Consider the following 20,359-nt stretch of genomic DNA (forward strand, 5'->3'; position numbering starts at 1 on the left):
AAAAACCGGCTCTCAGGCCGGTTTTTTTACGTCCGGACGATCCGGATTGCTATCTTTTCAGTAGCTATACAGCCACACCTGCATGACGTTCCACCGGGCTCAGCACATGGCCGAAGCGCCCCGGCAGGTCGGCCGCGCGCACCGGCTCCGGCGTCCAGACGCCCTGCTCCACGGCCTCGGCGGCGATGCCCACGTCCTGCGTGTGCACCAGCCCGAGCCCCGCCGGGGCCACGAGATAGAGCCGGCCTTCTTCGTCGAGCAGGCAGCCCGACACCTCGGCCGGCGCGCCCGTGTGGGCCGTGACCGTGAAAGCGCCCGCGCCCTGCTGCGCCACGCGCCACACCAGCGGCGCCGCCTCCAGCTCGACATACACGCGCTGCGGCCCGTTCTGGAAGAACCACTGGCCGTCGGCGTCGTGCTCGTAGTTGCGGTGGATGAAGTCGATCAACTTGTCGTGCCGCAGCATCGAGCCCTTGGCGCTGCGAAACGGGCCCTGCGCCTGCGTGCGGTCGTCGCGCATGTACCAGTTGCCGCGCGCGTCCAGGCCCAGCCAGCCGTAGCAGTGCGGCACGTTCGGCCACTTGGCCAATGCCTGTTTGACGATGTCATCCATGGGCCGTATTTTGCGCCCGCGTCGACGAGAGGTGGTGGGCCAGCCACCCTCCTACGCGCTCGGGCATTCCGCCCACGTGCCCCGGCGGCAGGCCAAGCGGAAAGCCCACGTGGCCGCCACCCGCGGGCTGCCACAGCGTGACGTGCGACCCGACCTCGCTGGGCCCCGGCAGGCTGCGGGCCGGAATGAAGGGGTCGTTGCGCGCGTTCACCACCAGCGCGGGCACGCGGATCGCGCCCAGCAGCGGCTTGGACGAGCCGCGCGCCCAGTAGTCGTCTGTGTTGCGAAAGCCGTGCAGCGGCGCGGTGAACACGTCGTCGAAGTCATACAGGTCGCGCGCGGCCATCAGCCGGTCGCGGTCGAACAGACCCGGGAACTGCGCCAGCTTGGCCAGCGCCTTGGGCTTCATGGTCGCGAGGAACATGCGCGTGTAGACCAGCCGGTTGAAGCCGCGCCCGATCGCCTCGCCGCCCGCCGCGAGGTCGAGCGGTGCGCACACCGACGCCACCGCGTCGACCGAGGCCCGCGCGCTCTCGCCCGCCTCGCAGGCCCAGCGCAGCAGCGCATTGCCGCCCAGCGAGACGCCGGCCGCCAGCACCGGCCCGCCGCCGCCCTGCACCACGTGCTGCGCGTGCATGCGCCGCAGGATCCAGTCGATCTCCTCGTGGTCGCCCGAGTGGTAGGCGCGCGGCGCGAGGTTCAACTCGCCGCTGCAACCGCGAAAGTGCGGCACCGCGAAGGCCATGCCGCGCGCGGCGGCAAAGGCCGCGAAGGCCTCGGCGTAGTGGCTGCGCGAGGAGCCCTCGAGCCCGTGGAACAGCACCAGCAGCGGCCGGGGGCCGGGCTGCGGCGCGTCGGCGAAGTCGACGTCGATGAAGTCGCCGTCCGGCGAGGTCCAGCGCTCGCGGCGGTACACCGGCGCGGGCCCGTCGAAGCGGCGCGCGCACAGCGCGGCCCAGATGGTCTGCAGGTTGCCGCCGGGCAGCCAGCGCGGGGCGTCGTAGCCCATCGCATCGTGCGCGGCGGGCGACGCGGAATTCGGTGAGAAAGAGGAAGAAGGAAAGGGAGAGGCCATCGCTCGAAGCAGGACTCAGTGCAGGACCTGCGGTGGATCGTTCGCGTCGTCCGGCTCGCGCGCGCTGCCCGGGCTCGCGTGGTGCGCCACCATGCGCCAGCCCTGCGCGGTCTTGTGATACACGTTGGTGGCCAGCACGAAGGCATGGCGCGGCCCCTCGGCCGTGAGCACCTCGATGCGCTCCAGCACGTTGTGCACGGCGCTCGCCAGCGACTCGATCTTGCGCACGCGCGCCGGCGTCGCATGGATGGCGCCGTTGGCGAACATCTGCTCGAAGGCCGCGCGGATCGCCACCGCGCCCACCAGCCGCGGGCCGCCCGGGTGGACGCAGAACACCTCGTCCTCGTCGGCCCAGCAGGCCATCAGCGCATCGACATCGCCGCGTTGCAGCGCTTCGTAGAAGGCGGCCTCGACATCGTCGGCAGTGCCGCCGATGGCCGCGGCGGCGCGGAAAGGGGTCTTGGGCATGGCGGTGAAGGGCGAGAGCGAAGGGGGTAGGCCGGATTTTGCCCTGCCCATGTCACGGCCATGTGGCAGCAGGCGCCCCGGCCGTGGGTGCTTCGGGCGCGGACGCCGGAATCAGCCACGCGCGCGCCGCCGCCTCGGTGGCGCCCTGCGCAGCCTGCCACACCATCTCGGGCGCGGCCACGTGCACGCCGGGCGGCGCCACGCGCAGCGCCAAGTCGACCAGCTCGGCCATCTTGGGCGCGCGCACAGGTTGCTCGTTGGCCGGCACCATGAACCGCATGATCGACAGCATCCAGGCCGCGAGCCGCTCGCCGAGGTTGGCCAGGCGCACGTCGGCCGGCTTGCGCGCCGAGCGCAGCAGGATCAGGCGCTCGAAGTCGCAGGCGACCACGGCCTGCTCGTCGAGGCTGGCCAGCCCGCGCTTGAGCGCCTCGGGCAGCCGGCCGCGGTCGTGCGGCTGCACGATGGCCAGGGTGCACACGCCGCTGGCGCGCAGCCAGCGCGCCAGTTCGGGCAGGTCGGCGGGCTCGGGATGCCACAGCGCGCGCTCGCGGCCGTGGTACAGGCGCGGCGGGTCGAAGGCGACCACCGCCACGTCGGCCGCCACCAGGGGCCACTGCGCGATCGGCAGCGCCGGGCACTGCACCGTCTCGACGCCGGGCAGCCCGTCGTGCATGGGCTCGCGCGCCAGCACGCGCGTGCGCTGGAAGCGGTGGCGGCCCGCGAGCCGGTGCAGCAGCTCCTGGCCGAGCGCGCCGGTCGCGCCCGCGATCAGCAGCGTGCCGGTGGGCGGCGCGGCCGCCGGCGGCACCGCGCGGTTCGCGGCCTGCAGGGCGTGGAGGGGATCGAGGGCCATGACCCCATCTATGCTAACTTCGGCCTCCTTCTGCGGAGGTAATGCAAATGATGATGAAGCGCTGGTTCCTGATTCTCGCGGCCGTCCTGTCCCTCAGCGGATGCGGCTACAACCAGTTCCAGTCCCTCGACGAGGCCAGCAAGTCGGCCTGGAGCGAGGTCCTCAACCAGTACCAGCGGCGTGCCGACCTCGTGCCGAACATCGTCGCCACCGTGAAGGGCGAAGCCAGCTTCGAACAGGACACGCTCACCAAGGTGATCGAGGCGCGCGCCAAGGCCACCTCGATCCAGGTGACGCCCGAGACGCTCAACAACCCCGAGGCCTTCAACAAGTTCCAGCAGGCGCAGGGCGAGCTGTCGTCGGCGCTGTCGCGGCTCATGGTGGTGGCCGAGCGCTACCCCGACCTCAAGGCCAACCAGGCCTTCCGCGACCTGCGCGTGACGCTCGAGGGCACCGAGAACCGCATCACCGTGGCGCGCAACCGCTACATCGAGAGCGTGCAGGAGTACAACGTGCTCGCGCGCAGCTTCCCGACCAACCTCACGGCCATGGTCTTCAGCTACAAGCCGAAGGCGAATTTCTCGGTGCAGAACGAAGCCCAGATCTCGACGCCGCCGACCGTCGATTTCAGCACCCCCAAGAAGTAAGAAGCGGCGCCGATGGCCGCAGCCCTGATCCGCCGCGCACTGGCAGCGATCTTCATCGCGGCCCTCGCATGGGCCGGCCTGCCCGCGCTGGCACAGGGCCTGCTGCCGATCCCCACGCTCACGGCGCGCGTGATCGACCAGACCGGCACGCTCGACGCCGCGCAGCGCTCGGGCCTGGAAACCAAGCTCGCGGCCTTCGAGCAGCGCAAGGGCTCGCAGATCGTGGTGCTGATGGTGCCGACCACGGCGCCCGAAGACATCGCGAGCTACGCGCAGCGCGTGGGCGACGCCTGGAAGATCGGCCGCAAGGGCGTGGGCGACGGCCTCCTGGTCATCGTTGCCAAGGACGATCGCAAGATGCGCATCGCCACGGCCAAGACGCTCGAAGGCGCGGTGCCCGACCTCGCGGCGGTGCGCATCATCGACGAGGAGATGAAGCCGCGCTTTCGCAACAACGACTTCGCGGGCGGCCTCAACGCGGCGGTGGACCGGCTCATCGGCCTGGTCGACGGCGAGCCGCTGCCCGAGCCTTCGCGCAACAGCAGTAGCGGCAGCAGCAACGACGGCTTCGACTGGGAGAACCTCGCGATCTTTCTGTTCGTCGGCGTCTTCGTCGGCGCGCCGATCGCGCGCGCCATCCTGGGCAAGACGATGGGCTCGGTCGCCATGGGCGGCGGCATCGGTGTGGTCGCGTTCTTCCTCACGACCAGCACGGTCATCGCGGTGATTGCCGGGCTGATTGCGCTCATGGTCTCGCTGTTCTCGGGCCTTGCCGGGTTCGGCCCCGGTCGCGGCGGCCGAGGCGGTGGCGGCGGGGGTGGCTGGAGCAGTGGTGGCGGAGGCGGCGGCTGGAGCAGCGGCGGCGGAGGTGGCGGCGGCGGCTTCAGCTCCGGCGGCGGTGGCAATTTCGGCGGCGGCGGCGCCTCGGGAGACTGGTGAACGACATGGCGACTGCAGACCCCACGCTCTTCTCGAAGCTCGGCCGCATCTGGCGGCATCGCTGGACCGACGAAGCCGCGGTGCGCCGCGTGCTGCCGGCCGACGCGCTGGAGCGCCTGGCCGGCCGCGTGGCCGCGAGCGAGCGTCGCCACAGCGGCGAGGTCCGCATCTGCGTCGAGGCCGGCCTGCCGATGTCCTACCTGTGGCGCCACGCGTCGCCGCGCGAACGCGCCGTCATGCTGTTCGGCAAGCTGCGCGTGTGGGACACCGCGCACAACAACGGCGTGCTGATCTACCTGCTGCTGGCCGAGCACGCCATCGAGATCGTGGCCGACCGCGGCATCGACGCCCACGTGGGCTCCGCCGAATGGGCCGCCATGACGCAGCGCATGGCCACGGCCTTCCGCGAAGGCCGCTTCGAGGACGGCATCACGCTGGCGCTGGAAGAGGTGTCGGCGCTGCTGATGGCCCACTTCCCGCTGGCCGACGACCAGCCCGACACCAACGAGCTGCCCGACGCGCCCGTGGTGCTTTGAGGCCCGGCGCCCGCGGCGCTGGCGCCTTGCAATCCGTGCACCCGGCCCTTATTTTTCGGGCATGACCGAATCCGAATCGCTGCACATCGTCTGCCCGCACTGCCACACGACCAACCGCGTGCGCACGGCGCAACTGGGCAGCGCGCCCGACTGCGGCAGCTGCCACCGCCCGCTGTTCACCGGCCACTCCACCGCACTGCCCGACGTGGCCACCTTCGATCGCCACATCGCGCGCAACGAGATCCCGGTGCTGGTCGATTTCTGGGCGCCCTGGTGCGGCCCCTGCCGCCAGATGGCGCCGGCCTACGAACAGGCGGCGGCCCAGCTCGAACCGCAGGTGCGGCTGGCCAAGGTCGACACCGAGGCGGTGCAGGCGCTGGGCGCGCGCTTCAACATCCGCAGCATCCCGACGCTGGCGCTGTTCAAGGGCGGCCGCGAGGTCGCGCGGCAGGCCGGCGCGATGGGCGCGGCCGACATCGTGCGCTGGGTCAAGGCGAACGGCGCGGGCTGATCCGACCACCGGCCGCGCTCACTTGCGCGGCGGCATCTTCGCCATCGCATCGAGCATGTTCATCTTCATGCCGTTGCCCATGACCATGTCGCCCGGCTTCTGGCCCGGCTTGCAGGGGCCGACCCACTTGGCGTCGACGACGCTCGTGCCTTCGGTGCGGCCCATCAGCGGCGGGCTGTAGGTCGACTTGCTTTCCACGCGGTAGGCGCTGCTGAAGTCGCCGCTCATCACGGCGCGCGAGGTCGCGGTGGTGGGGCCGATCTTGCAGACCGAGTCGATGACCAGCTTCACGCCTTCGAGGCGCAGGTCCTGCTTCGAGCACATGTCCTTGCCCATGCCCTGGCCCATCTCGCGCATCGCCTTGTCGGTGGCGGCGTCGATGCATTGCTGGATCGTCTGGCCCGGCGCCTTGGCAGCTGCCGTACCGCCCTCGCCGGTCTGGATTTCCCACAGGCCCGGTTTGCGCGCCGGGTAGTCGATGGCCAGCGCGGGGCCGGCGAGAAGACAGGCGGCGGCAGCGAGGGAGAACGGGCGAAAGGTCATGGCGGGCTCGGTGGACGGCGATGCCGCTTTGTACCGTCGGCGCCCGCGCGGCGGAATACCGCGATCGGTCTAAGCCGCGACCGGCGCCAAAGCCGCCGATGGGCGCTCGCGCAACGCGAAGCCCATCGCCAGGCCGAGCCCGAGGCCGCCCAGCACATCGATCAGCACATGCTGGCGCACGGCCATCGTCGAGTACACGATGGCCACCGCCCACGCGAGGTTGAGCAGCCGCAGCCAGCCCGGCGCGCCGGCCTCGCGCAGCTGCCGCGCCAGCACCATGCAGGCGAACACCGAGAACGACACATGCAGCGATGGAAAGGCGTTGCCCGCCGCATCGAAGGTCTTGAGGAAGTGCAGCGACGAACCCGGCGCCGCATCGATCGCGAAGTTCGGGATCGCCGTGGGCATCCACCAGAACACGGCCAGCGCGATCGCCGTCATCACCGCGCAGCCGATGGCGATGGTGTTCAGCTCGCGCCGGTCCCTGGCCAGCAGCACCGGCAGCGCGATGTAGGCCCACAGCGTGAGGTACACCGGCAGCATCGCCGGCCAGAACGCGATCAGCCGGTCGACGGCCGTGAGCGGCAGCACCCACGCCGGCCCGGCGTGGTGCATGACCCAGAAGTACAGCGGGAAGAAACCCAGCGTGGCGACGGTGTTGCCGGCCAGCTTGAGCAGCCACAGCGTCCGGCAGCGCTGCCAGAGGGCGCGCGGCCATGAAGGCTGAGGCGAAGGGGCGTCGAAAGAAGATGGGGAGTGCGTCATGGCGGCCGCTGGTGCCGTGGCCTCGCCTCGTTTCAACGAGGCCCGTGCGCGGCTACCAGGGCGTCCACTTTAATTCGCTTCCAGCCGATGCCACCGTGCGCTCGATGAAGCGCACGCCGCGCGCCCCGTCTTCCACGCGCGGATAGTCCGCCGCCAGCGGATCGGCCACCTGCCCTGCGAGCCGCGCGCGGATGTCCGCCGCCACGCCCGCATAAACGTTCGCAAACGCCTCGATGAAGCCTTCGGGATGACCGGCCGGCAGGCGGCTCGCGCGCCGCGCCGACTCGCACAGCCAGGGCGCGCCGCGCGTGAGCACGCGCCGGGGCCCGTCGTGCGGCAGGTGCACGAGCTGGCTCGGCTGCTCCTGGCGCCATTCGAGCGTGCCCAGCGTGCCGGAGACGCGCAGGCGCAGGTCGTTCTCCAGCCCGGTGTTGACCTGCGAGGCCACCAGCACGCCGCGTGCGCCGCCCTGGAAGCGCAGCAGCAGGCTGCCGTCATCGTCGAGCAGGCGGCCCGGCACCAGCGCGCCGAGGTCGGCGCACAGGCTTTCGATCTCCAGGCCGGTGACGGTGGCCACGAGGTTCTCGGCGTGCGAGCCGATGTCGCCGATGGCGCCGGCCGCGCCGCTGCGCGCGGGGTCGGTGCGCCAATCGGCCTGCTTGTTGCCGCCCGCGGCTTCCACGTGGCTGGCGAGCCAGCCCTGGTTGTATTCGACGACGACCTTGCGGACCTCGCCGATCTGGCCCGTGCGCACCATCTCGCGCGCCTGCCGCACCATCGGGTAGCCGGTGTAGTTGTAGGTCACGCCGAACACCGTGCCCTGCTTCGCCACGGTGGCGACCAGCGCATCGGCCTGCGCGCGCGTGTGCACCAGCGGCTTGTCGCACACCACATGGAAGCCCGCCTCGGCGAAGGCCTGCGCCACCGGGTAATGCACGTGGTTGGGCGTGACGATCGAGACGAAGTCGATGCGCTCATCGGCCGGGCGCTTCAGCTCGTCGGCCAGCAGCGCCTGCCAGTCGCCGTGGTTGCGGTCGTCGGCCAGGCCGAGGTCGCGGCCGGAGGCACGCGCCTTGTCCGGGCTCGACGACAGCGCGCCGGCGACCAGCGCGATCTGGCCGTCGAGCGCCATGGCCTTGCGGTGCACGGCGCCGATGAAGGCGTCGCGACCGCCGCCGACCATGGCGCAGCGCAGAGGACGTGAAGCGATCTCGGTCACCTTAGAACGGCGAATTGGGATGGTAGAAATCCTTGGCGTTCTCTTTGGTGATCAGCACCGACGGAATGATCGTGGTCGCCGGCAGCTTCTCGCCCTTCAGGCGTGCCTCGGCCGTGAGCTTGATTGCGTCGTAGATGAACTTGGGCGAGTAGCTCACGTCGGCCGTGATGCGCTTGTCCTTGCCGTCCATGATGGTCTTGACCATGTCCTTGGCGCCCGCGCCGCCGAACACGATCTTGATGTCGTCGCGCTTGGCCTGCGAGATGGCCTTGAGCACGCCCACGGCCATGTCGTCGTCGGCGGCCCAGATGGCGTCGATGCTCTTGAAGCGCGTCAGGTAGTCCTGCGTGACCTTGAAGGCGTCGTCGCGGTTCCAGTTGGCGTACTTGGCGTCGAGCAGCTTGATGTCGGGGCTGCCCTTGAGCACCGCGTTGAAGGCGTCCATGCGCTCGTTGTCCAGCGTGGTCGCGATGCCGCGCAGCGCGACCACATTGCCCTTGCCGCCGAGCTGCTTGACGATGTACTCGGCCGGGATCTTGCCGAAGGCCGTGTTGTCGCCGGCCACGTACGCATCCTGCGCGCTGGTGTCGGTCAGGCCGCGGTCGACCACGGTGACGTACGCGCCCTTGGCCTTGACCTGCGCGACCGGCTTGGTGAGCGCCGCCGATTCGAACGGGAACACGACGAGCGCGTTGATCTTGGTGACCGTCGACAGGTCCTGCAGCTGGTTGGCCTGCTCGGGCGCGTTGGCTGCGGTCTTGATCGTGATCTTCAGGTCCTTGTGCTGCTTCTCAAGGTCCTTCTTCGCCTGGTTGGCCCAGTAGTTGATGCCGCCCATGAAGCTGTGCGTGGCCGCGGGAATCGACACGCCGAGGTTGACCTTGTCCGCGGCAAGCGCGGGCAGGCTGGCGGCGAACGCTGCGGTGGCAACCGCCGTGAGCGCGAGGCGTCGGGTGAAAGTCGTCATGCTGGATGTCTCCTCTTTGGTGGTGGAACGGGAACGGAACGAACGAACAACGAAAAACTAGCGGCGGCCGCGCTGCAGGAACGCGACGACGATGATCACGAAGCCCTGGACGGCTGCGTTGAGGTACACGCTGATGATGCTGGTGAGGTTCAGGATGTTGCTGATGACCGAGAGCAGGATCGCGCCCACCACCGTGCCGGTGATGCTGCCCGCGCCGCCCTTCAATGCGGTGCCGCCGACGATCACCGCGGCAATGGCTTCGAGCTCCCACAGCAGGCCCGTGGTCGGCGAGGCCGAGCCCAGGCGCGGCACGTACAGCAGCGTCGCAATGCCCACGCACACGCCGAGCAGCACGTAGGTGAGGATCTTCACGCGGTCAACGTCCACCGCCGCGTAGCGCGCCACCTGCTCGTTGGAACCGATGGCCTGCACGTAGCGTCCGTAGGCCGTGCGATTCAGGATGACGCCGCCAATGACCGCGACGATCACGAACACCCACACCGGCACCGGGATGCCTGCGAGGCTCGCGTAGTACACGGGCGCGTAGAGATCGGACAGCTCGTTGTCGAGCGTGAGCGCGCCGCCATCGGCAAAGTACGTGAGGTACGCGCGGAAGATGCCCAGCGTGCCCAGCGTCACGATGAAGGGCTCGATACGTCCCTTGGTGATGAGCAGGCCGTGCGCCAGGCCGAACAGCGCGCCGAGCACCACGGCGAGCACCGCGCCCATCATCACCGCCATCAGCGGCGAGCCCGAGGCGGGGCCGGCCCAGTTGATGAACATGATCACGCTGCCCGCGATGAGTGCGGCCATCGAGCCCACCGACAGGTCGATGCCGCCCGAGATGATCACGAAGCACATGCCCACCGCGATGATGCCGATGAAGGCGGTGCGCGTGAGCACGTTCATCGCGTTGTCGACGGTGGCGAAGTCGCCGTTGAGCAGCGTGCCCGCGATGCACAGCAGCACGAGGCCGATGACCGGGCCGAGGCCGTGCAGGCGCTCGGTCCAGCGCGGCGTGCCTTCGCTGCGGTGTTGCTGCTGCGGCTGCTGAGCGGCGTCAGGCTGCGTGGGTGTCTGCGGTTCCGGTGGCATGAGCGATGAGCTCCTCTTCAGTCAGGTGGGTCGCGTCCAGCGTGGCAACGAGCCGGCCCGCGCGCATCACCGCGACGCGGTGGCACAGGCCGATCAGTTCCATCAGCTCGGACGAGACGACGATCACCGCGAGGCCTTCGCGGGCGAGTCGCTGGATCAGGAAATAGATGTCGCGCTTGGCGCCGATGTCCACGCCGCGCGTGGGCTCGTCGAGCACCACCACCTTGGGCTGCGGCTGCAGCACCTTCGCGAGCGCGAGCTTCTGCTGGTTGCCGCCCGACAGCGACGAGGCCCGCACGTCGAGCGAACCGGTGCGGATGCCGTAGTCCTTCACCGCCTCGCCGAGCGCCGCGCGCTCCGCGTCGGGCTTGAGCCAGGGCTGCGCGTAGCGCTCCAACGCCATCAGCGTGAGGTTCTGGCGCAGGCCAAAGTGCACGTGCAGGCCCTTGCCCTTGCGGTCTTCGCTGAGGTAGGTGAGGCCGTGTTTCGCGGCATCGCGGGGGTTGCGCCAGCCCTTGCCGTGGGGCACGGGCTCGCCGCGCATCTCGACGGTGCCGCTGGCGGGGCGCAGCCCGAGCAGGCCTTCGAACAGCTCGGTGCGGCCCGCGCCGACGAGGCCCGCGAAGCCGAGGATCTCGCCGGGGCGCACCTCGAAGCTCGCGTCCTGCGCCCAGCCGGGCACGCTGAAATTGCGCACGCGCAGGGCGGGCGCATCGGCGGCCACGACGAGGTCGCGTGGCGGGTACAGGTCGGCGAGTTCGCGGCCCACCATGAGATTGGCCATCTGCTGGCGCGAGACATCGGGCGTCGGTGCGCGCGCCACGAAGCGGCCATCGCGCATCACGATCACCTCGTCGGTGACCTGCTCCACCTCGTCGAGCTTGTGCGAGATGTAGACGATGGTCACGCCATCGGCACGCAGCTGCGCGATGAGCTTGAACAGGCGCTCGGTCTCGCCGGGCGTGAGCGTGGCGGTGGGCTCGTCCATGACGAGCAGGCGCGCGCGGCGGGCGATGGCCTTCGCGATCTCGACGAGCTGCTTCTCGGCGACGATGAGGCGGCGTACCTTGGTGCGCGGGTCGATGGCCAGGCCCACGGCGGCGAGCGCGGCGGCGGCATCGCGCTCCATCGCGGCGTCGTCGAGCAGCCAGCCTTTTTTCTTCTCGTGGCCCAGGAAGATGTTCTGCGCCACGCTGAGGTCTTCGGCGAGGTTGAACTCCTGGTGGATCAGCACGATGCCCAGTGCCTCGGCATCGCGCGAGCTCGTGAAGCTTTGCGGCTGGCCGTTGATGCGCAAGGTGCCACTGGTCAGCGACTCGTAGCCCGACAGGATCTTCATCAACGTGGACTTGCCCGCGCCGTTCTCGCCCAGCAGGCCGTACACGCGCCCCGGCGCGAGCGCAAAGCTCACGCCGTGCAGCACCTGCACGGGGCCGAAGGCCTTCACCACGCCGTCGAACTCGACGGCCACGCTGCCCTTGGTTGTCACGGCGTTCGTCATGGCGCCACCCCGCGGGCCTTGAGCGTTTCCTGCATCGCCAGCACGCCCGCACCGACGAGGCCGCCCTGCGTGCCCAGCGGCGTGTACTGGATCTCGAGGTGCCGCGTCGACAGCGCCAGCGAGCGCTGGTAGACGCTCTGGCGCACGGCCGCGAGAAACAGCGGCCCGATGCGCGTGATGCCGCCGCCGATGAACACGTGCGACGGGTTGAAGAAGTTGACGACCGACGCGAGCATCTGCCCGATCAGGCTGCCCGCGCGCTGGATGATGGCGTTGGCCGCCGGGTCGCCGCCGCGGCTGGCCTGTCCCACGTCGAAGGCATCGATGCGTCCGCGCGTGCGCAGGCATTCGGCGAGCGTCGCGCTTTCGCCGGCTTCGGCCGCCTGCATCGCCATGCGCGTGATCGCGGGGCCAGCCGCCATCGCCTCGACGCAACCCAGGTTGCCGCAGTGGCAGCGCGGGCCTTCCTGGTCGACGCAGATGTGGCCCACGTCGCCGGCCGAGCCGGCCGCGCCGCGGTACACCTCGCCGTGGCAGACGATGCCGCAGCCGATGCCTGTGCCGATCTTGATCACGAGGAAATTGGAGAGCGAGCGCCGCAGCCGCCACAGCTCGCCGAGCGCCATCAGGTTGACGTCGTTGTCGACGAACACGGGCGCCGCGTAGTCCTCGCGCAGGTAGTCGCGGATCGAGAAGCTGTCCCAGGCCGGCATGAGCGGCGGGTTCACGAGCTGGCCGATCTCGAAGTTGACGGGGCCGGGCACGCCGATGCCGATGCCCAGGACGTTCCGTGGGCCCTGCCCGCAACGCGCGAGCAGTTCGCGCATCAGCACGCGCACGCGCGCCAGCACCACGGCCGGGCCTTCGCGCACGTCGGCGGCTTCCTCGTGCTGGGCCAGCACCGTGAGGTCGGGACGCAGCACCGCGACATCGAGGCTGGTGGCGCCGATGTCGATGCCGACGAGCACGCCGAGTTCGGCATTGAGCTGGAGGTTTTCGGCGCGGCGTCCGCCCGAGGAGCGCTGCAGGCCAGCCTCGGCCAGCAGGCCCTGGTCGACCAGGCCGGCGATGAGCGCGTTGGCCTTGCTCTTGGAGAAGCCCAGTTGCTCGGCCATGGCATGGCGCGAGCCGCCGGCCGACCAGAAGGTCGATTCCAGCAACCGCATTTCGTCGGTCGTGATGCCGCTCCAGGGTGCCACGCGTGTTGTCTCCGCTCTTCTTGTGGGAAAGGCGCCGGTCAGAAAGCACCGGTCGCCGGGCGAAGGCGAATACTAGGAGGGCATCTTCAGCCGGGCAAGGCTGAACTTCGACCTATTTCAGATCGAACACACCTTCATCCTGGCGAGGAGGGACGAAAAAAAGCCGCCCGGAGGCGGCTTTCTCGTTGCATCTGCCCGAAGGCAGCGGCTTTGATTACTTCTTTTGGCGGTACTTGCGCAGCGCAGCGATCTGCGCAGCCATCACGGCCAGTTCCGACTGCGCCATCGCGATGTCGATGTCGCTCTTCGCGTTCTTCAGCGCTTCCTCGGCGGCCGCCTTGGCCTTGTTGGCCTTCTCGTCGTCGAGGTCCTTGCCGCGGATCGCGGTGTCGGACAGCACGGTGACGGCGTCGGGCTGCACTTCGAGGATGCCACCGGCCACGAAGACGAACTCTTCGCCGCCGTCGGCCGTCTCGATGCGCACGGCGCCGGGACGGATGCGCGTGATCAGCGGCGTGTGACGCGGATAGATGCCGAGCTCACCGGCTTCACCGGGCAGCGCGACGAACTTGGCTTCGCCCGAGAAGATCGACTCTTCCGCGCTGACCACGTCGACGTGAATGGTGTTTGCCATCTGAGTTCCCATGCCGCCTTAGGCGACCTTCTTGGCTTTTTCGAACGCTTCGTCGATGGTGCCGACCATGTAGAACGCTTGTTCCGGCAGGTGGTCGGCTTCGCCGTTCACGATCATCTTGAAGCCGCGGATGGTTTCCGACAGCGGCACGTACTTGCCCGGCGAACCCGTGAACACTTCGGCCACGTGGAACGGCTGCGACAGGAAACGCTGGATCTTGCGGGCGCGGGCCACGGCGAGCTTGTCGTCGGGAGCCAGTTCGTCCATGCCCAGAATCGCGATGATGTCGCGCAGTTCCTTGTAGCGCTGCAGCGTGCCTTGCACGGCGCGGGCCACGTTGTAGTGCTCTTCGCCGACCACGTTCGGGTCGAGCTGGCGCGAGGTCGAGTCCAGCGGGTCCACGGCGGGGTAGATACCCAGCGAAGCGATGTCACGCGACAGCACCACGGTCGAGTCCAAGTGGGCGAAGGTCGTGGCAGGCGACGGGTCGGTCAAGTCGTCGGCAGGGACGTACACGGCCTGGATCGAGGTGATCGAGCCGACCTTGGTCGACGTGATGCGCTCTTGCAGGCGGCCCATTTCCTCGGCCAGCGTCGGCTGGTAGCCCACGGCGGAAGGCATGCGGCCCAGCAGTGCCGACACTTCGGTACCGGCCAGCGTGTAGCGGTAGATGTTGTCCACGAAGAACAGCACGTCACGGCCTTCGTCGCGGAACGACTCGGCGATGGTCAGGCCGGTCAGGGCCACGCGCAGACGGTTGCCCGGGGGCTCGTTCATCTGGCCGTAGACCATGGCGACCTTGGAGTCTTCGAGCTTCTCGAGGTTCACGACGCCGGAGTCGGCCATCTCGTGATAGAAGTCGTTGCCTTCACGGGTACGTTCGCCCACACCGGCGAACACCGACAGACCCGAGTGGGCCTTGGCGATGTTGTTGATGAGTTCCATCATGTTCACGGTCTTGCCCACGCCGGCACCACCGAACAGGCCCACCTTGCCGCCCTTGGCGAACGGGCACACCAGGTCGATCACCTTGATGCCGGTTTCCAGCAGGTCCTGCGACGGCGACAGTTCGTCGTACGCGGGAGCCTTGCGGTGGATGGAGGCGGTCAGCGTCTGGTCGACCGGACCACGCTCGTCGATGGGCGCGCCCAGCACGTCCATGATGCGGCCCAGCGTCGCCTTGCCCACGGGCACGGTGATGGGGGCTTGCGTGTTGGTCACGATCAGGCCGCGGCGCAGGCCGTCGGAAGAACCCAGCGCAATCGTGCGGACCACGCCGTCGCCGAGCTGCTGCTGGACTTCGAGCGTCAGTGCGCTGCCTTCGAACTTGAGGGCGTCGTAGATCTTGGGCATCTTGTCGCGCGGGAATTCCACGTCGACCACAGCGCCAATACACTGAACGATCTTGCCTTGAACTGCTTCTGCTTGAGCCATGTCTGCTCCGATAAAAATTTAAATCTGTTGAGGTCCGAAGGGCTCAGACACCGGCGGCCGCCGCAGCGCCCGAAACGATTTCCGAGAGCTCCTTGGTGATGCCGGCCTGGCGGGTCTTGTTGTAGACCAGCTTCAGCTCGCTGATCACATTGCCTGCGTTGTCGGTGGCAGCCTTCATGGCCACCATCCGCGCCGAATGCTCGGACGCCATGTTTTCTGCCACGCCCTGGTAGACCAGCGACTCGACATAGCGGACCAGCAGCTCGTCGATCACGCTTTGCGCATCGGGCTCGTAGATGTAGTCCCACGAATGCTGGCCTTCCTCGACTTGCAGCGAGTCTGCGGCCAGCGGCAGCAGCTGCTCGACGAGCGGCTCCTGCTTGATCGTGTTGATGAACTTCGTGTAGCACAGGTACACGGCCGAGAGCTTGCCTTCCGCGTAAGCGTCCAGCAGCGTCTTGACCGGGCCGATGAGCTTGTCCAGATGCGGCGTGTCACCCAGGTGGGTGACGTGCGCCACCACGCGGGCACCGATGCGGTTCAGGAAGCCCAGGCCCTTGCTGCCGATGGCGACCGACTCGATCGCCACGCCGGCCGACTGCGCTTCGCGCAGCTTGGCCGTCACGGCGCGCAGCAGGTTGGTGTTCAAGCCACCGCACAGGCCCTTGTCGCTCGTCACGATGATGAAGCCGATCGCCTTGGCGTCGTTCTTCTTCATGAAGGCGTGCGTGTACTCGGGATTCGCCTTGCCAAGGTTCGCCGCGATGTTGCGGATCTTCTCGCTGTAGGGGCGTGCGGCACGCATGCGCTCTTGCGCCTTGCGCATCTTGGAAACCGAGACCATTTCCATGGCCTTGGTGATCTTCTTGGTGTTCTCCACCGATTTGATCTTGCCGCGGATTTCCTTACCAGCTGCCATATGAGCTCCTTCTTGCGTCGGTCAAAAGGTCGCTCAGGCGAACGACTTCTTGAACGAGGTGGCTGCTGCCAGCAGTTCGGCTTCGGCGTCCTGGCACACCTTCTTGAAGGCCTGCTTTTCCGCGCTGTCGTCCGGCTTGGCCGGCTTGACGTCCCACTTGGCACCATGCTTTTCCATGGTTTCGAGCAGGGCGGCGTGGCTCGTCTTCAGCAGCTGGTGGAAGCCGTGTTCGAACGGGAGCACCTTCTTGACGTCGATGTCGTCCATGAAGCCCTTGTTCACTGCGAACAGCGTGGCATTCATCAGCGAGATCGGCAGCGGGCTGTACTGGGTCTGCTTGAGCAGTTCCGTCACGCGCGCACCGCGGTCGAGTTGCTTGCGGGTCGCTTCGTCGAGGTCGGAAGCGAACTGCGCGAACGCGGCCAGTTCACGGTACTGGGCCAGGTCGGTACGGATACCGCCCGACTGGTTCTTGATCAGGTTGGTCTGCGCCGACGAACCCACGCGCGACACCGAGATACCGGCGTTGATGGCGGGGCGGATGCCGGCGTTGAACAGGCTGGTTTCCAGGAAGATCTGGCCGTCGGTGATCGAGATCACGTTGGTCGGAACGAAGGCGGACACGTCGCCGGCTTGCGTTTCGATGATCGGCAGGGCCGTCAGCGAACCGGTCTTGCCCTTGACTTCACCCTTGGTGAAGGCTTCGACGTAGTCGGCGTTCACGCGGGCTGCGCGCTCGAGCAGACGGCTGTGGAGATAGAACACGTCGCCGGGGTAGGCTTCGCGGCCTGGCGGGCGGCGCAGCAGCAGCGACACCTGACGGTAGGCCACGGCTTGCTTGGACAGGTCGTCATAGACGATCAGGGCGTCCTGGCCGCGGTCGCGGAAGTACTCGCCCATCGTGCAGCCCGAGTAGGCCGACACGTACTGCATGGCAGCCGATTCGGAAGCCGATGCGGCCACCACGATGGTGTAGTCCATCGCGCCGGCTTGTTCCAGCGAGCGCACCACGTTCTTGATCGACGAAGCCTTCTGGCCGATCGCAACGTAGACGCAGGTCATGTTCTGACCCTTCTGGTTGATGATCGCGTCGATCGCCACTGCCGTCTTGCCGGTCTGGCGGTCACCGATGATCAGCTCGCGCTGGCCACGGCCGACGGGCACCATCGAGTCGATCGACTTCAGGCCGGTCTGCATCGGCTGGTCGACGGACTTCCGTGCGATCACGCCGGGAGCGACCTTTTCGATCACGTCGGTCATCTTGGCGTTGATCGGACCCTTGCCGTCGATCGGCTGGCCCAGTGCGTTCACCACGCGGCCGATGAGCTCGGGGCCCACGGGCACTTCCAGGATGCGGCCCGTGCACTTGACGGTGTCGCCTTCGGAGATGTGCTCGTACTCGCCCAGAATCACGGCGCCGACCGAGTCGCGCTCGAGGTTCAGCGCCAGGCCGAACGACGGCGTGCCGTCAGCCGTGGGCGGGAATTCCAGCATTTCGCCTTGCATCGCGTCCGACAGGCCGTGCACGCGCACGATGCCGTCGGTCACCGAGACCACGGTGCCCTGGTTGCGGATGTCGGCGCTGACGCCAAGGCCTTCGATGCGGCTCTTGATCAGTTCGGAAATTTCTGCGGGATTGAGTTGCATGACTCTTTCCTTCTTTCAATAAATAGGGCCAACCGCGGCTCGCCGCCTCAGGCGGTGAGCGCTGCTTTCATTTGTTCGAGACGCGCCTTGACGGAGGTGTCGAGAACTTCGTCCCCCACCACCACACGGATGCCGCCGATCAGCGAAGGATCGGATTCCACACGCGTGTTCAGCGGGCGACCGAAACGGCGCTGCAGTGCCACGGCGACCTCGGCGAGGCTCGCCGCGTCGATCGGGAAGGCGCTGTAGATCACCGCGTCGGCCGTGCCGCCCTTGGCGTTCTTGAGCTCGCGGTACTGGGCCGCGACTTCAGGCAATGCAGCAAGCCGGCCGTTGTCGATCACCGTGCGCAGGAAGTTCTTGCCGGTGTCCGGCAAGGCTTGCGGCAGCAGACCGGAGATCAGATCGAAGATCTGTTCCGGCGACACCTTCGGGTCGGCAGCGAACTGCAGGAGCTGCGGATCGGCAGTGATGGCGGCCAGCTGGCCGATCCATCCGGCCGTGCCTTCGAGGTCGCTCGAAGTAGCCCCGAAGAGCGCGTCCGCGTAGGGGCGGGCAATGGTCGCAAGTTCGGCCATATCGTCCTCAGAGCTCGGTCTTCAGGCGCTGGAGCAGGTCGGCGTGGACACCGGCGTTGACTTCCTTGCGGAGAATCTGCTCGGCACCCTTGACAGCCAGTGCAGCGACCTGCTCACGCAGGGCTTCACGGGCACGCACGGACTGCTGTTCGGCTTCGGCGTGCGCGTCGGCCACGATCTTGTTGGCCTCCACAGTTGCACGGCCCTTGGCCTCTTCGATGATCTGCTGGGCGCGGCGCTCGGCATCGGCCAGGCGGCTGGTGGTCTCGTTGCGAGACTGAACCAGTTCCTGCTCGACGCGCTGGTTGGCGGAAGCGAGTTCAGCCTTGGCCTTCTCGGCGGCCGCCAGGCCCGCAGCGATCTTTTGTGCGCGTTCATCCAAAGCCTTCGCGATGGGCGGCCACACGAATTTCATCGTGAACAGCACCAGCAGCAGGAAGACGATGGCCTGAACGAACAGGGTCGCGTTGATACTCACGGCAACACCTTTCTGGAGTGGCGTTGAACCGGCTTACTTGGGCAGGTTGGCCAGCAGGGTCGCGGCGAACGGGTTGGCGAAGGCGAACAGCAGGGCGATGGCCACGCCGATCAGGAAGGCCGCGTCGATCAGACCAGCCAAGATGAACATCTTGGTCTGCAGGTCGTTCATGAGCTCAGGTTGACGGGCCGACGATTCCAGGAACTTGCCACCCATCAGCGCGATGCCGATGGAAGCACCGATGGCGCCGAGACCGACGATCAGACCACAAGCGAGAGCGACGAGACCGAGAATGTTTTCCATGATGACTCCTTAGAACAGATTTAAAGCAAACGAAAAGAAAAAGGGAAACTCAATGCGCCTCATGCGCCTGGCCCAGATAGATCAGGGTCAGCATCATGAAGATGAAAGCCTGCAGCGTGATCACCAGGATGTGGAAGATCGCCCAGACGGTGCCGGCAATGATGTGCCCGATGGGCAGCATCACACCGGAGAACGAGGCCGCCATGGCACCGCCCATGAGAGCGATGAGCATGAAGACGAGCTCGCCCGCATACATGTTGCCGAACAACCGCATGCCGTGCGAGACCGTCTTGGCCAGGTACTCGATGACCTGCATCAGCAGGTTGACGGGCCACAGCAGAGGGTGGGCACCGAAGGGCGCGGTGATCAGCTCGTGGCCCCAGCCGCCCAGGCCCTTGACCTTGACGCTGTAGAAGAGGCACAGGAGCAGCACGGAAGTGGAAAGACCGAGCGTGGTCGAGAGGTCGGCAGTCGGCACGGCACGCATGTAGGCGTGGTGCGGATCGTGGCCCAGGGCAGAGTAGACCTGGGTCCAGATGGCCGGCAGCAGGTCGACCGGCAGCATGTCCATCGCGTTCAGCAGGAAGATCCAGACGAACACGGTGAGCGCCAGCGGGGCAATGAACTTGCGGCTCGCGGCGTTGTGCACGTTGGCCTTGGCCTGGTTGTCGACCATCTCGACCAGGATTTCAACCGCCGCCTGGAAACGGCCGGGCACGCCGGGCGTTGCCTTGCGGGCAGCCAGCCACAGCACGAAGCAGCCCAATGCGCCAATGATCAGCGCGTAGAGCACCGAGTCGAGGTTGATGACGTTGAAGTCAACAATGGCGGATTGAACGACGGGCTTGAGGCTCCAGTCGACTTGCCAGTGCTGGAGGTGGTGAACGATGTATTCACTCGCGGTCGGGGCGTGTCCTTCGGCGGCCATCTTTCAGCGTCTCTCTTCCAAAACAGTCAAATCCGGTTCAAAAATTTGGGCCGCACCAACAGTGCCACCCAGTACATCTTCATGGCGACCACCACGCCAGCCACCATGGCCAGCCAGACGAGCCCCCCGATCAGCCACGGCGCCGCAGCCAGCAAGGCAACGGTCAGCGCGATCTTGATCATCTCCCACACAAAAAACCTCAACATGACAGCCTGCGACGGCATGCCCGGTTTGCGCCGGACACCGCGGACAAACAAGGCCGCGGGGATCGCTACTGTCATGGCTCCGTAAAACGCCGAGATTGCAGCCTCGGATCGCGCCGTCCAGATCCACGCCAGGCAAGCTACCACCACGCCTGCAGCCACTTGGGCTGCGATCACCCACCAGGGTGACAGCTCGGGGTTTTGCTCGCGCAACTTCTGGGCCTCTTCGGCCGTGAGTGGCTTGAAATCGGATTCTTCGGCGTCAACCTCAGGGACAGGGGCGTTGGTTGTCATTCGAATG

Annotated in this window: 24 protein-coding genes; 4 read left to right on the top strand and 20 right to left on the bottom strand. The window is 67.5% G+C overall.

Annotated features, from left to right (window positions below; translation table 11 throughout):
* Positions 1-64: 64 nt before the first annotated feature.
* The 4 genes from FFI97_RS23305 to FFI97_RS23320 all read right to left on the bottom strand — a co-directional run bounded on the left by FFI97_RS23305 (position 65) and on the right by FFI97_RS23320 (position 3,012).
* A complete protein-coding gene (locus tag FFI97_RS23305) occupies positions 65-613 on the bottom strand; it encodes a DUF2946 family protein (RefSeq protein WP_139705042.1) in 549 nt (182 codons plus the stop codon).
* Positions 606-1,622, bottom strand: coding sequence for a YheT family hydrolase (locus FFI97_RS23310; protein ID WP_139705044.1), 1,017 nt, complete (start codon positions 1,620-1,622; stop codon positions 606-608). Before FFI97_RS23310 ends, FFI97_RS23305 begins: the two co-directional genes overlap by 8 nt.
* Before the next feature lie 81 nt (positions 1,623-1,703).
* Positions 1,704-2,156, bottom strand: a complete 453-nt coding sequence (locus FFI97_RS23315; protein ID WP_062481770.1) for a YybH family protein — start codon at positions 2,154-2,156, stop codon at positions 1,704-1,706.
* Positions 2,157-2,208: 52 nt separating this feature from the next.
* Positions 2,209-3,012 carry a hypothetical protein gene (locus tag FFI97_RS23320; RefSeq protein ID WP_144004515.1) on the bottom strand — a complete coding sequence of 268 codons (804 nt, stop codon included), beginning with the start codon at positions 3,010-3,012 and terminating at the stop codon, positions 2,209-2,211.
* A 47-nt stretch (positions 3,013-3,059) separates the two neighbouring features.
* Between FFI97_RS23320 and FFI97_RS23325 the strand changes: the two genes are divergently transcribed.
* The 4 genes from FFI97_RS23325 (at position 3,060) to trxC (ending at position 5,645) form a co-directional block, all read left to right on the top strand.
* The gene (locus FFI97_RS23325) at positions 3,060-3,659 is read left to right on the top strand and encodes a LemA family protein (RefSeq protein ID WP_172438430.1); all 600 of its coding nucleotides are present in this window, start codon (positions 3,060-3,062) and stop codon (positions 3,657-3,659) included.
* Between the two features lie 12 nt (positions 3,660-3,671).
* A complete protein-coding gene (locus FFI97_RS23330) occupies positions 3,672-4,598 on the top strand; it encodes a TPM domain-containing protein (RefSeq protein ID WP_139705514.1) in 927 nt (308 codons plus the stop codon).
* 5 nt (positions 4,599-4,603) lie between these two features.
* Positions 4,604-5,134 (top strand): TPM domain-containing protein, encoded by a 531-nt coding sequence (locus FFI97_RS23335; RefSeq protein ID WP_139705516.1) that lies wholly within the window; start codon positions 4,604-4,606, stop codon positions 5,132-5,134.
* A 61-nt stretch (positions 5,135-5,195) separates the two neighbouring features.
* Positions 5,196-5,645 carry a thioredoxin TrxC gene (trxC, locus tag FFI97_RS23340; RefSeq protein ID WP_070063801.1) on the top strand — a complete coding sequence of 150 codons (450 nt, stop codon included), beginning with the start codon at positions 5,196-5,198 and terminating at the stop codon, positions 5,643-5,645.
* Positions 5,646-5,663: 18 nt separating this feature from the next.
* Here trxC and FFI97_RS23345 read toward each other — a convergent pair whose 3' ends face one another.
* The 16 genes from FFI97_RS23345 to FFI97_RS23420 all read right to left on the bottom strand — a co-directional run bounded on the left by FFI97_RS23345 (position 5,664) and on the right by FFI97_RS23420 (position 20,352).
* The gene (locus FFI97_RS23345; RefSeq protein WP_139705518.1) at positions 5,664-6,188 is read right to left on the bottom strand and encodes a DUF3617 domain-containing protein; all 525 of its coding nucleotides are present in this window, start codon (positions 6,186-6,188) and stop codon (positions 5,664-5,666) included.
* Between the two features lie 69 nt (positions 6,189-6,257).
* Positions 6,258-6,953, bottom strand: coding sequence for a phosphatase PAP2 family protein (locus tag FFI97_RS23350; protein ID WP_139705520.1), 696 nt, complete (start codon positions 6,951-6,953; stop codon positions 6,258-6,260).
* Between the two features lie 52 nt (positions 6,954-7,005).
* Complete coding sequence (locus FFI97_RS23355; RefSeq protein WP_185993698.1) at positions 7,006-8,136, bottom strand: Gfo/Idh/MocA family protein; 1,131 nt, start codon at positions 8,134-8,136, stop codon at positions 7,006-7,008.
* Positions 8,137-8,173: 37 nt separating this feature from the next.
* Complete coding sequence (locus FFI97_RS23360) at positions 8,174-9,139, bottom strand: substrate-binding domain-containing protein (RefSeq protein WP_139705524.1); 966 nt, start codon at positions 9,137-9,139, stop codon at positions 8,174-8,176.
* A 57-nt stretch (positions 9,140-9,196) separates the two neighbouring features.
* Positions 9,197-10,234 (bottom strand): ABC transporter permease, encoded by a 1,038-nt coding sequence (locus FFI97_RS23365; protein WP_139705526.1) that lies wholly within the window; start codon positions 10,232-10,234, stop codon positions 9,197-9,199.
* Entirely contained in the window at positions 10,200-11,735 is a 1,536-nt protein-coding gene (locus FFI97_RS23370) for a sugar ABC transporter ATP-binding protein (RefSeq protein WP_139705528.1), read from the bottom strand. Before FFI97_RS23370 ends, FFI97_RS23365 begins: the two co-directional genes overlap by 35 nt.
* Entirely contained in the window at positions 11,732-12,901 is a 1,170-nt protein-coding gene (locus tag FFI97_RS23375; RefSeq protein WP_139705568.1) for an ROK family protein, read from the bottom strand. Before FFI97_RS23375 ends, FFI97_RS23370 begins: the two co-directional genes overlap by 4 nt.
* Positions 12,902-13,148: 247 nt before the next feature.
* Positions 13,149-13,568, bottom strand: coding sequence for a F0F1 ATP synthase subunit epsilon (locus tag FFI97_RS23380; protein WP_062480186.1), 420 nt, complete (start codon positions 13,566-13,568; stop codon positions 13,149-13,151).
* An 18-nt stretch (positions 13,569-13,586) separates the two neighbouring features.
* Positions 13,587-15,002 carry a F0F1 ATP synthase subunit beta gene (gene atpD / locus FFI97_RS23385; RefSeq protein WP_062480184.1) on the bottom strand — a complete coding sequence of 472 codons (1,416 nt, stop codon included), beginning with the start codon at positions 15,000-15,002 and terminating at the stop codon, positions 13,587-13,589.
* Between the two features lie 43 nt (positions 15,003-15,045).
* Entirely contained in the window at positions 15,046-15,921 is an 876-nt protein-coding gene (gene atpG / locus FFI97_RS23390; RefSeq protein ID WP_062480182.1) for a F0F1 ATP synthase subunit gamma, read from the bottom strand.
* Positions 15,922-15,954: 33 nt separating this feature from the next.
* The gene (gene atpA / locus FFI97_RS23395; protein WP_062480180.1) at positions 15,955-17,568 is read right to left on the bottom strand and encodes a F0F1 ATP synthase subunit alpha; all 1,614 of its coding nucleotides are present in this window, start codon (positions 17,566-17,568) and stop codon (positions 15,955-15,957) included.
* A gap of 47 nt (positions 17,569-17,615) precedes the next feature.
* Positions 17,616-18,146: a F0F1 ATP synthase subunit delta gene (locus tag FFI97_RS23400; RefSeq protein ID WP_062480178.1), complete on the bottom strand. Its 531-nt coding sequence runs from the start codon at positions 18,144-18,146 to the stop codon at positions 17,616-17,618.
* A gap of 7 nt (positions 18,147-18,153) precedes the next feature.
* Positions 18,154-18,624, bottom strand: coding sequence for a F0F1 ATP synthase subunit B (locus FFI97_RS23405; RefSeq protein ID WP_062480176.1), 471 nt, complete (start codon positions 18,622-18,624; stop codon positions 18,154-18,156).
* Between the two features lie 33 nt (positions 18,625-18,657).
* On the bottom strand, positions 18,658-18,927 hold the full coding sequence (gene atpE / locus FFI97_RS23410; protein WP_056576471.1) for a F0F1 ATP synthase subunit C: 270 nt from the start codon (positions 18,925-18,927) through the stop codon (positions 18,658-18,660).
* Positions 18,928-18,976: 49 nt separating this feature from the next.
* Positions 18,977-19,855, bottom strand: coding sequence for a F0F1 ATP synthase subunit A (gene atpB, locus FFI97_RS23415; RefSeq protein ID WP_062480174.1), 879 nt, complete (start codon positions 19,853-19,855; stop codon positions 18,977-18,979).
* 26 nt (positions 19,856-19,881) lie between these two features.
* A complete protein-coding gene (locus FFI97_RS23420) occupies positions 19,882-20,352 on the bottom strand; it encodes an ATP synthase subunit I (RefSeq protein WP_056576477.1) in 471 nt (156 codons plus the stop codon).
* Positions 20,353-20,359: the final 7 nt, after the last annotated feature.

It is taken from the genome of Variovorax sp. KBS0712 (assembly GCF_006323185.2).
Classification (GTDB): domain Bacteria; phylum Pseudomonadota; class Gammaproteobacteria; order Burkholderiales; family Burkholderiaceae_C; genus Variovorax; species Variovorax boronicumulans.

What these genes read in the sequence shown, in the direction of transcription:
- FFI97_RS23345 (WP_139705518.1), bottom strand. Translation starts at nt 6,188, where the DNA reads ATGACCTTTCGCCCGTTCTCCCTCGCTGCCGCCGCCTGTCTTCTCGCC.
- FFI97_RS23310 (WP_139705044.1), bottom strand. Translation starts at nt 1,622, where the DNA reads ATGGGCTACGACGCCCCGCGCTGGCTGCCCGGCGGCAACCTGCAGACC.
- atpG (WP_062480182.1), bottom strand. Translation starts at nt 15,921, where the DNA reads ATGGCAGCTGGTAAGGAAATCCGCGGCAAGATCAAATCGGTGGAGAAC.
- FFI97_RS23365 (WP_139705526.1), bottom strand. Translation starts at nt 10,234, where the DNA reads ATGCCACCGGAACCGCAGACACCCACGCAGCCTGACGCCGCTCAGCAG.
- atpA (WP_062480180.1), bottom strand. Translation starts at nt 17,568, where the DNA reads ATGCAACTCAATCCCGCAGAAATTTCCGAACTGATCAAGAGCCGCATC.
- FFI97_RS23335 (WP_139705516.1), top strand. Translation starts at nt 4,604, where the DNA reads ATGGCGACTGCAGACCCCACGCTCTTCTCGAAGCTCGGCCGCATCTGG.
- FFI97_RS23330 (WP_139705514.1), top strand. Translation starts at nt 3,672, where the DNA reads ATGGCCGCAGCCCTGATCCGCCGCGCACTGGCAGCGATCTTCATCGCG.
- FFI97_RS23355 (WP_185993698.1), bottom strand. Translation starts at nt 8,136, where the DNA reads ATGGTCGGCGGCGGTCGCGACGCCTTCATCGGCGCCGTGCACCGCAAG.
- FFI97_RS23420 (WP_056576477.1), bottom strand. Translation starts at nt 20,352, where the DNA reads ATGACAACCAACGCCCCTGTCCCTGAGGTTGACGCCGAAGAATCCGAT.
- trxC (WP_070063801.1), top strand. Translation starts at nt 5,196, where the DNA reads ATGACCGAATCCGAATCGCTGCACATCGTCTGCCCGCACTGCCACACG.
- FFI97_RS23380 (WP_062480186.1), bottom strand. Translation starts at nt 13,568, where the DNA reads ATGGCAAACACCATTCACGTCGACGTGGTCAGCGCGGAAGAGTCGATC.
- FFI97_RS23360 (WP_139705524.1), bottom strand. Translation starts at nt 9,139, where the DNA reads ATGACGACTTTCACCCGACGCCTCGCGCTCACGGCGGTTGCCACCGCA.
- FFI97_RS23400 (WP_062480178.1), bottom strand. Translation starts at nt 18,146, where the DNA reads ATGGCCGAACTTGCGACCATTGCCCGCCCCTACGCGGACGCGCTCTTC.
- atpB (WP_062480174.1), bottom strand. Translation starts at nt 19,855, where the DNA reads ATGGCCGCCGAAGGACACGCCCCGACCGCGAGTGAATACATCGTTCAC.
- FFI97_RS23325 (WP_172438430.1), top strand. Translation starts at nt 3,060, where the DNA reads ATGATGATGAAGCGCTGGTTCCTGATTCTCGCGGCCGTCCTGTCCCTC.
- FFI97_RS23305 (WP_139705042.1), bottom strand. Translation starts at nt 613, where the DNA reads ATGGATGACATCGTCAAACAGGCATTGGCCAAGTGGCCGAACGTGCCG.
- FFI97_RS23315 (WP_062481770.1), bottom strand. Translation starts at nt 2,156, where the DNA reads ATGCCCAAGACCCCTTTCCGCGCCGCCGCGGCCATCGGCGGCACTGCC.
- FFI97_RS23320 (WP_144004515.1), bottom strand. Translation starts at nt 3,012, where the DNA reads ATGGCCCTCGATCCCCTCCACGCCCTGCAGGCCGCGAACCGCGCGGTG.
- atpD (WP_062480184.1), bottom strand. Translation starts at nt 15,002, where the DNA reads ATGGCTCAAGCAGAAGCAGTTCAAGGCAAGATCGTTCAGTGTATTGGC.
- atpE (WP_056576471.1), bottom strand. Translation starts at nt 18,927, where the DNA reads ATGGAAAACATTCTCGGTCTCGTCGCTCTCGCTTGTGGTCTGATCGTC.
- FFI97_RS23375 (WP_139705568.1), bottom strand. Translation starts at nt 12,901, where the DNA reads ATGCGGTTGCTGGAATCGACCTTCTGGTCGGCCGGCGGCTCGCGCCAT.
- FFI97_RS23350 (WP_139705520.1), bottom strand. Translation starts at nt 6,953, where the DNA reads ATGACGCACTCCCCATCTTCTTTCGACGCCCCTTCGCCTCAGCCTTCA.
- FFI97_RS23370 (WP_139705528.1), bottom strand. Translation starts at nt 11,735, where the DNA reads ATGACGAACGCCGTGACAACCAAGGGCAGCGTGGCCGTCGAGTTCGAC.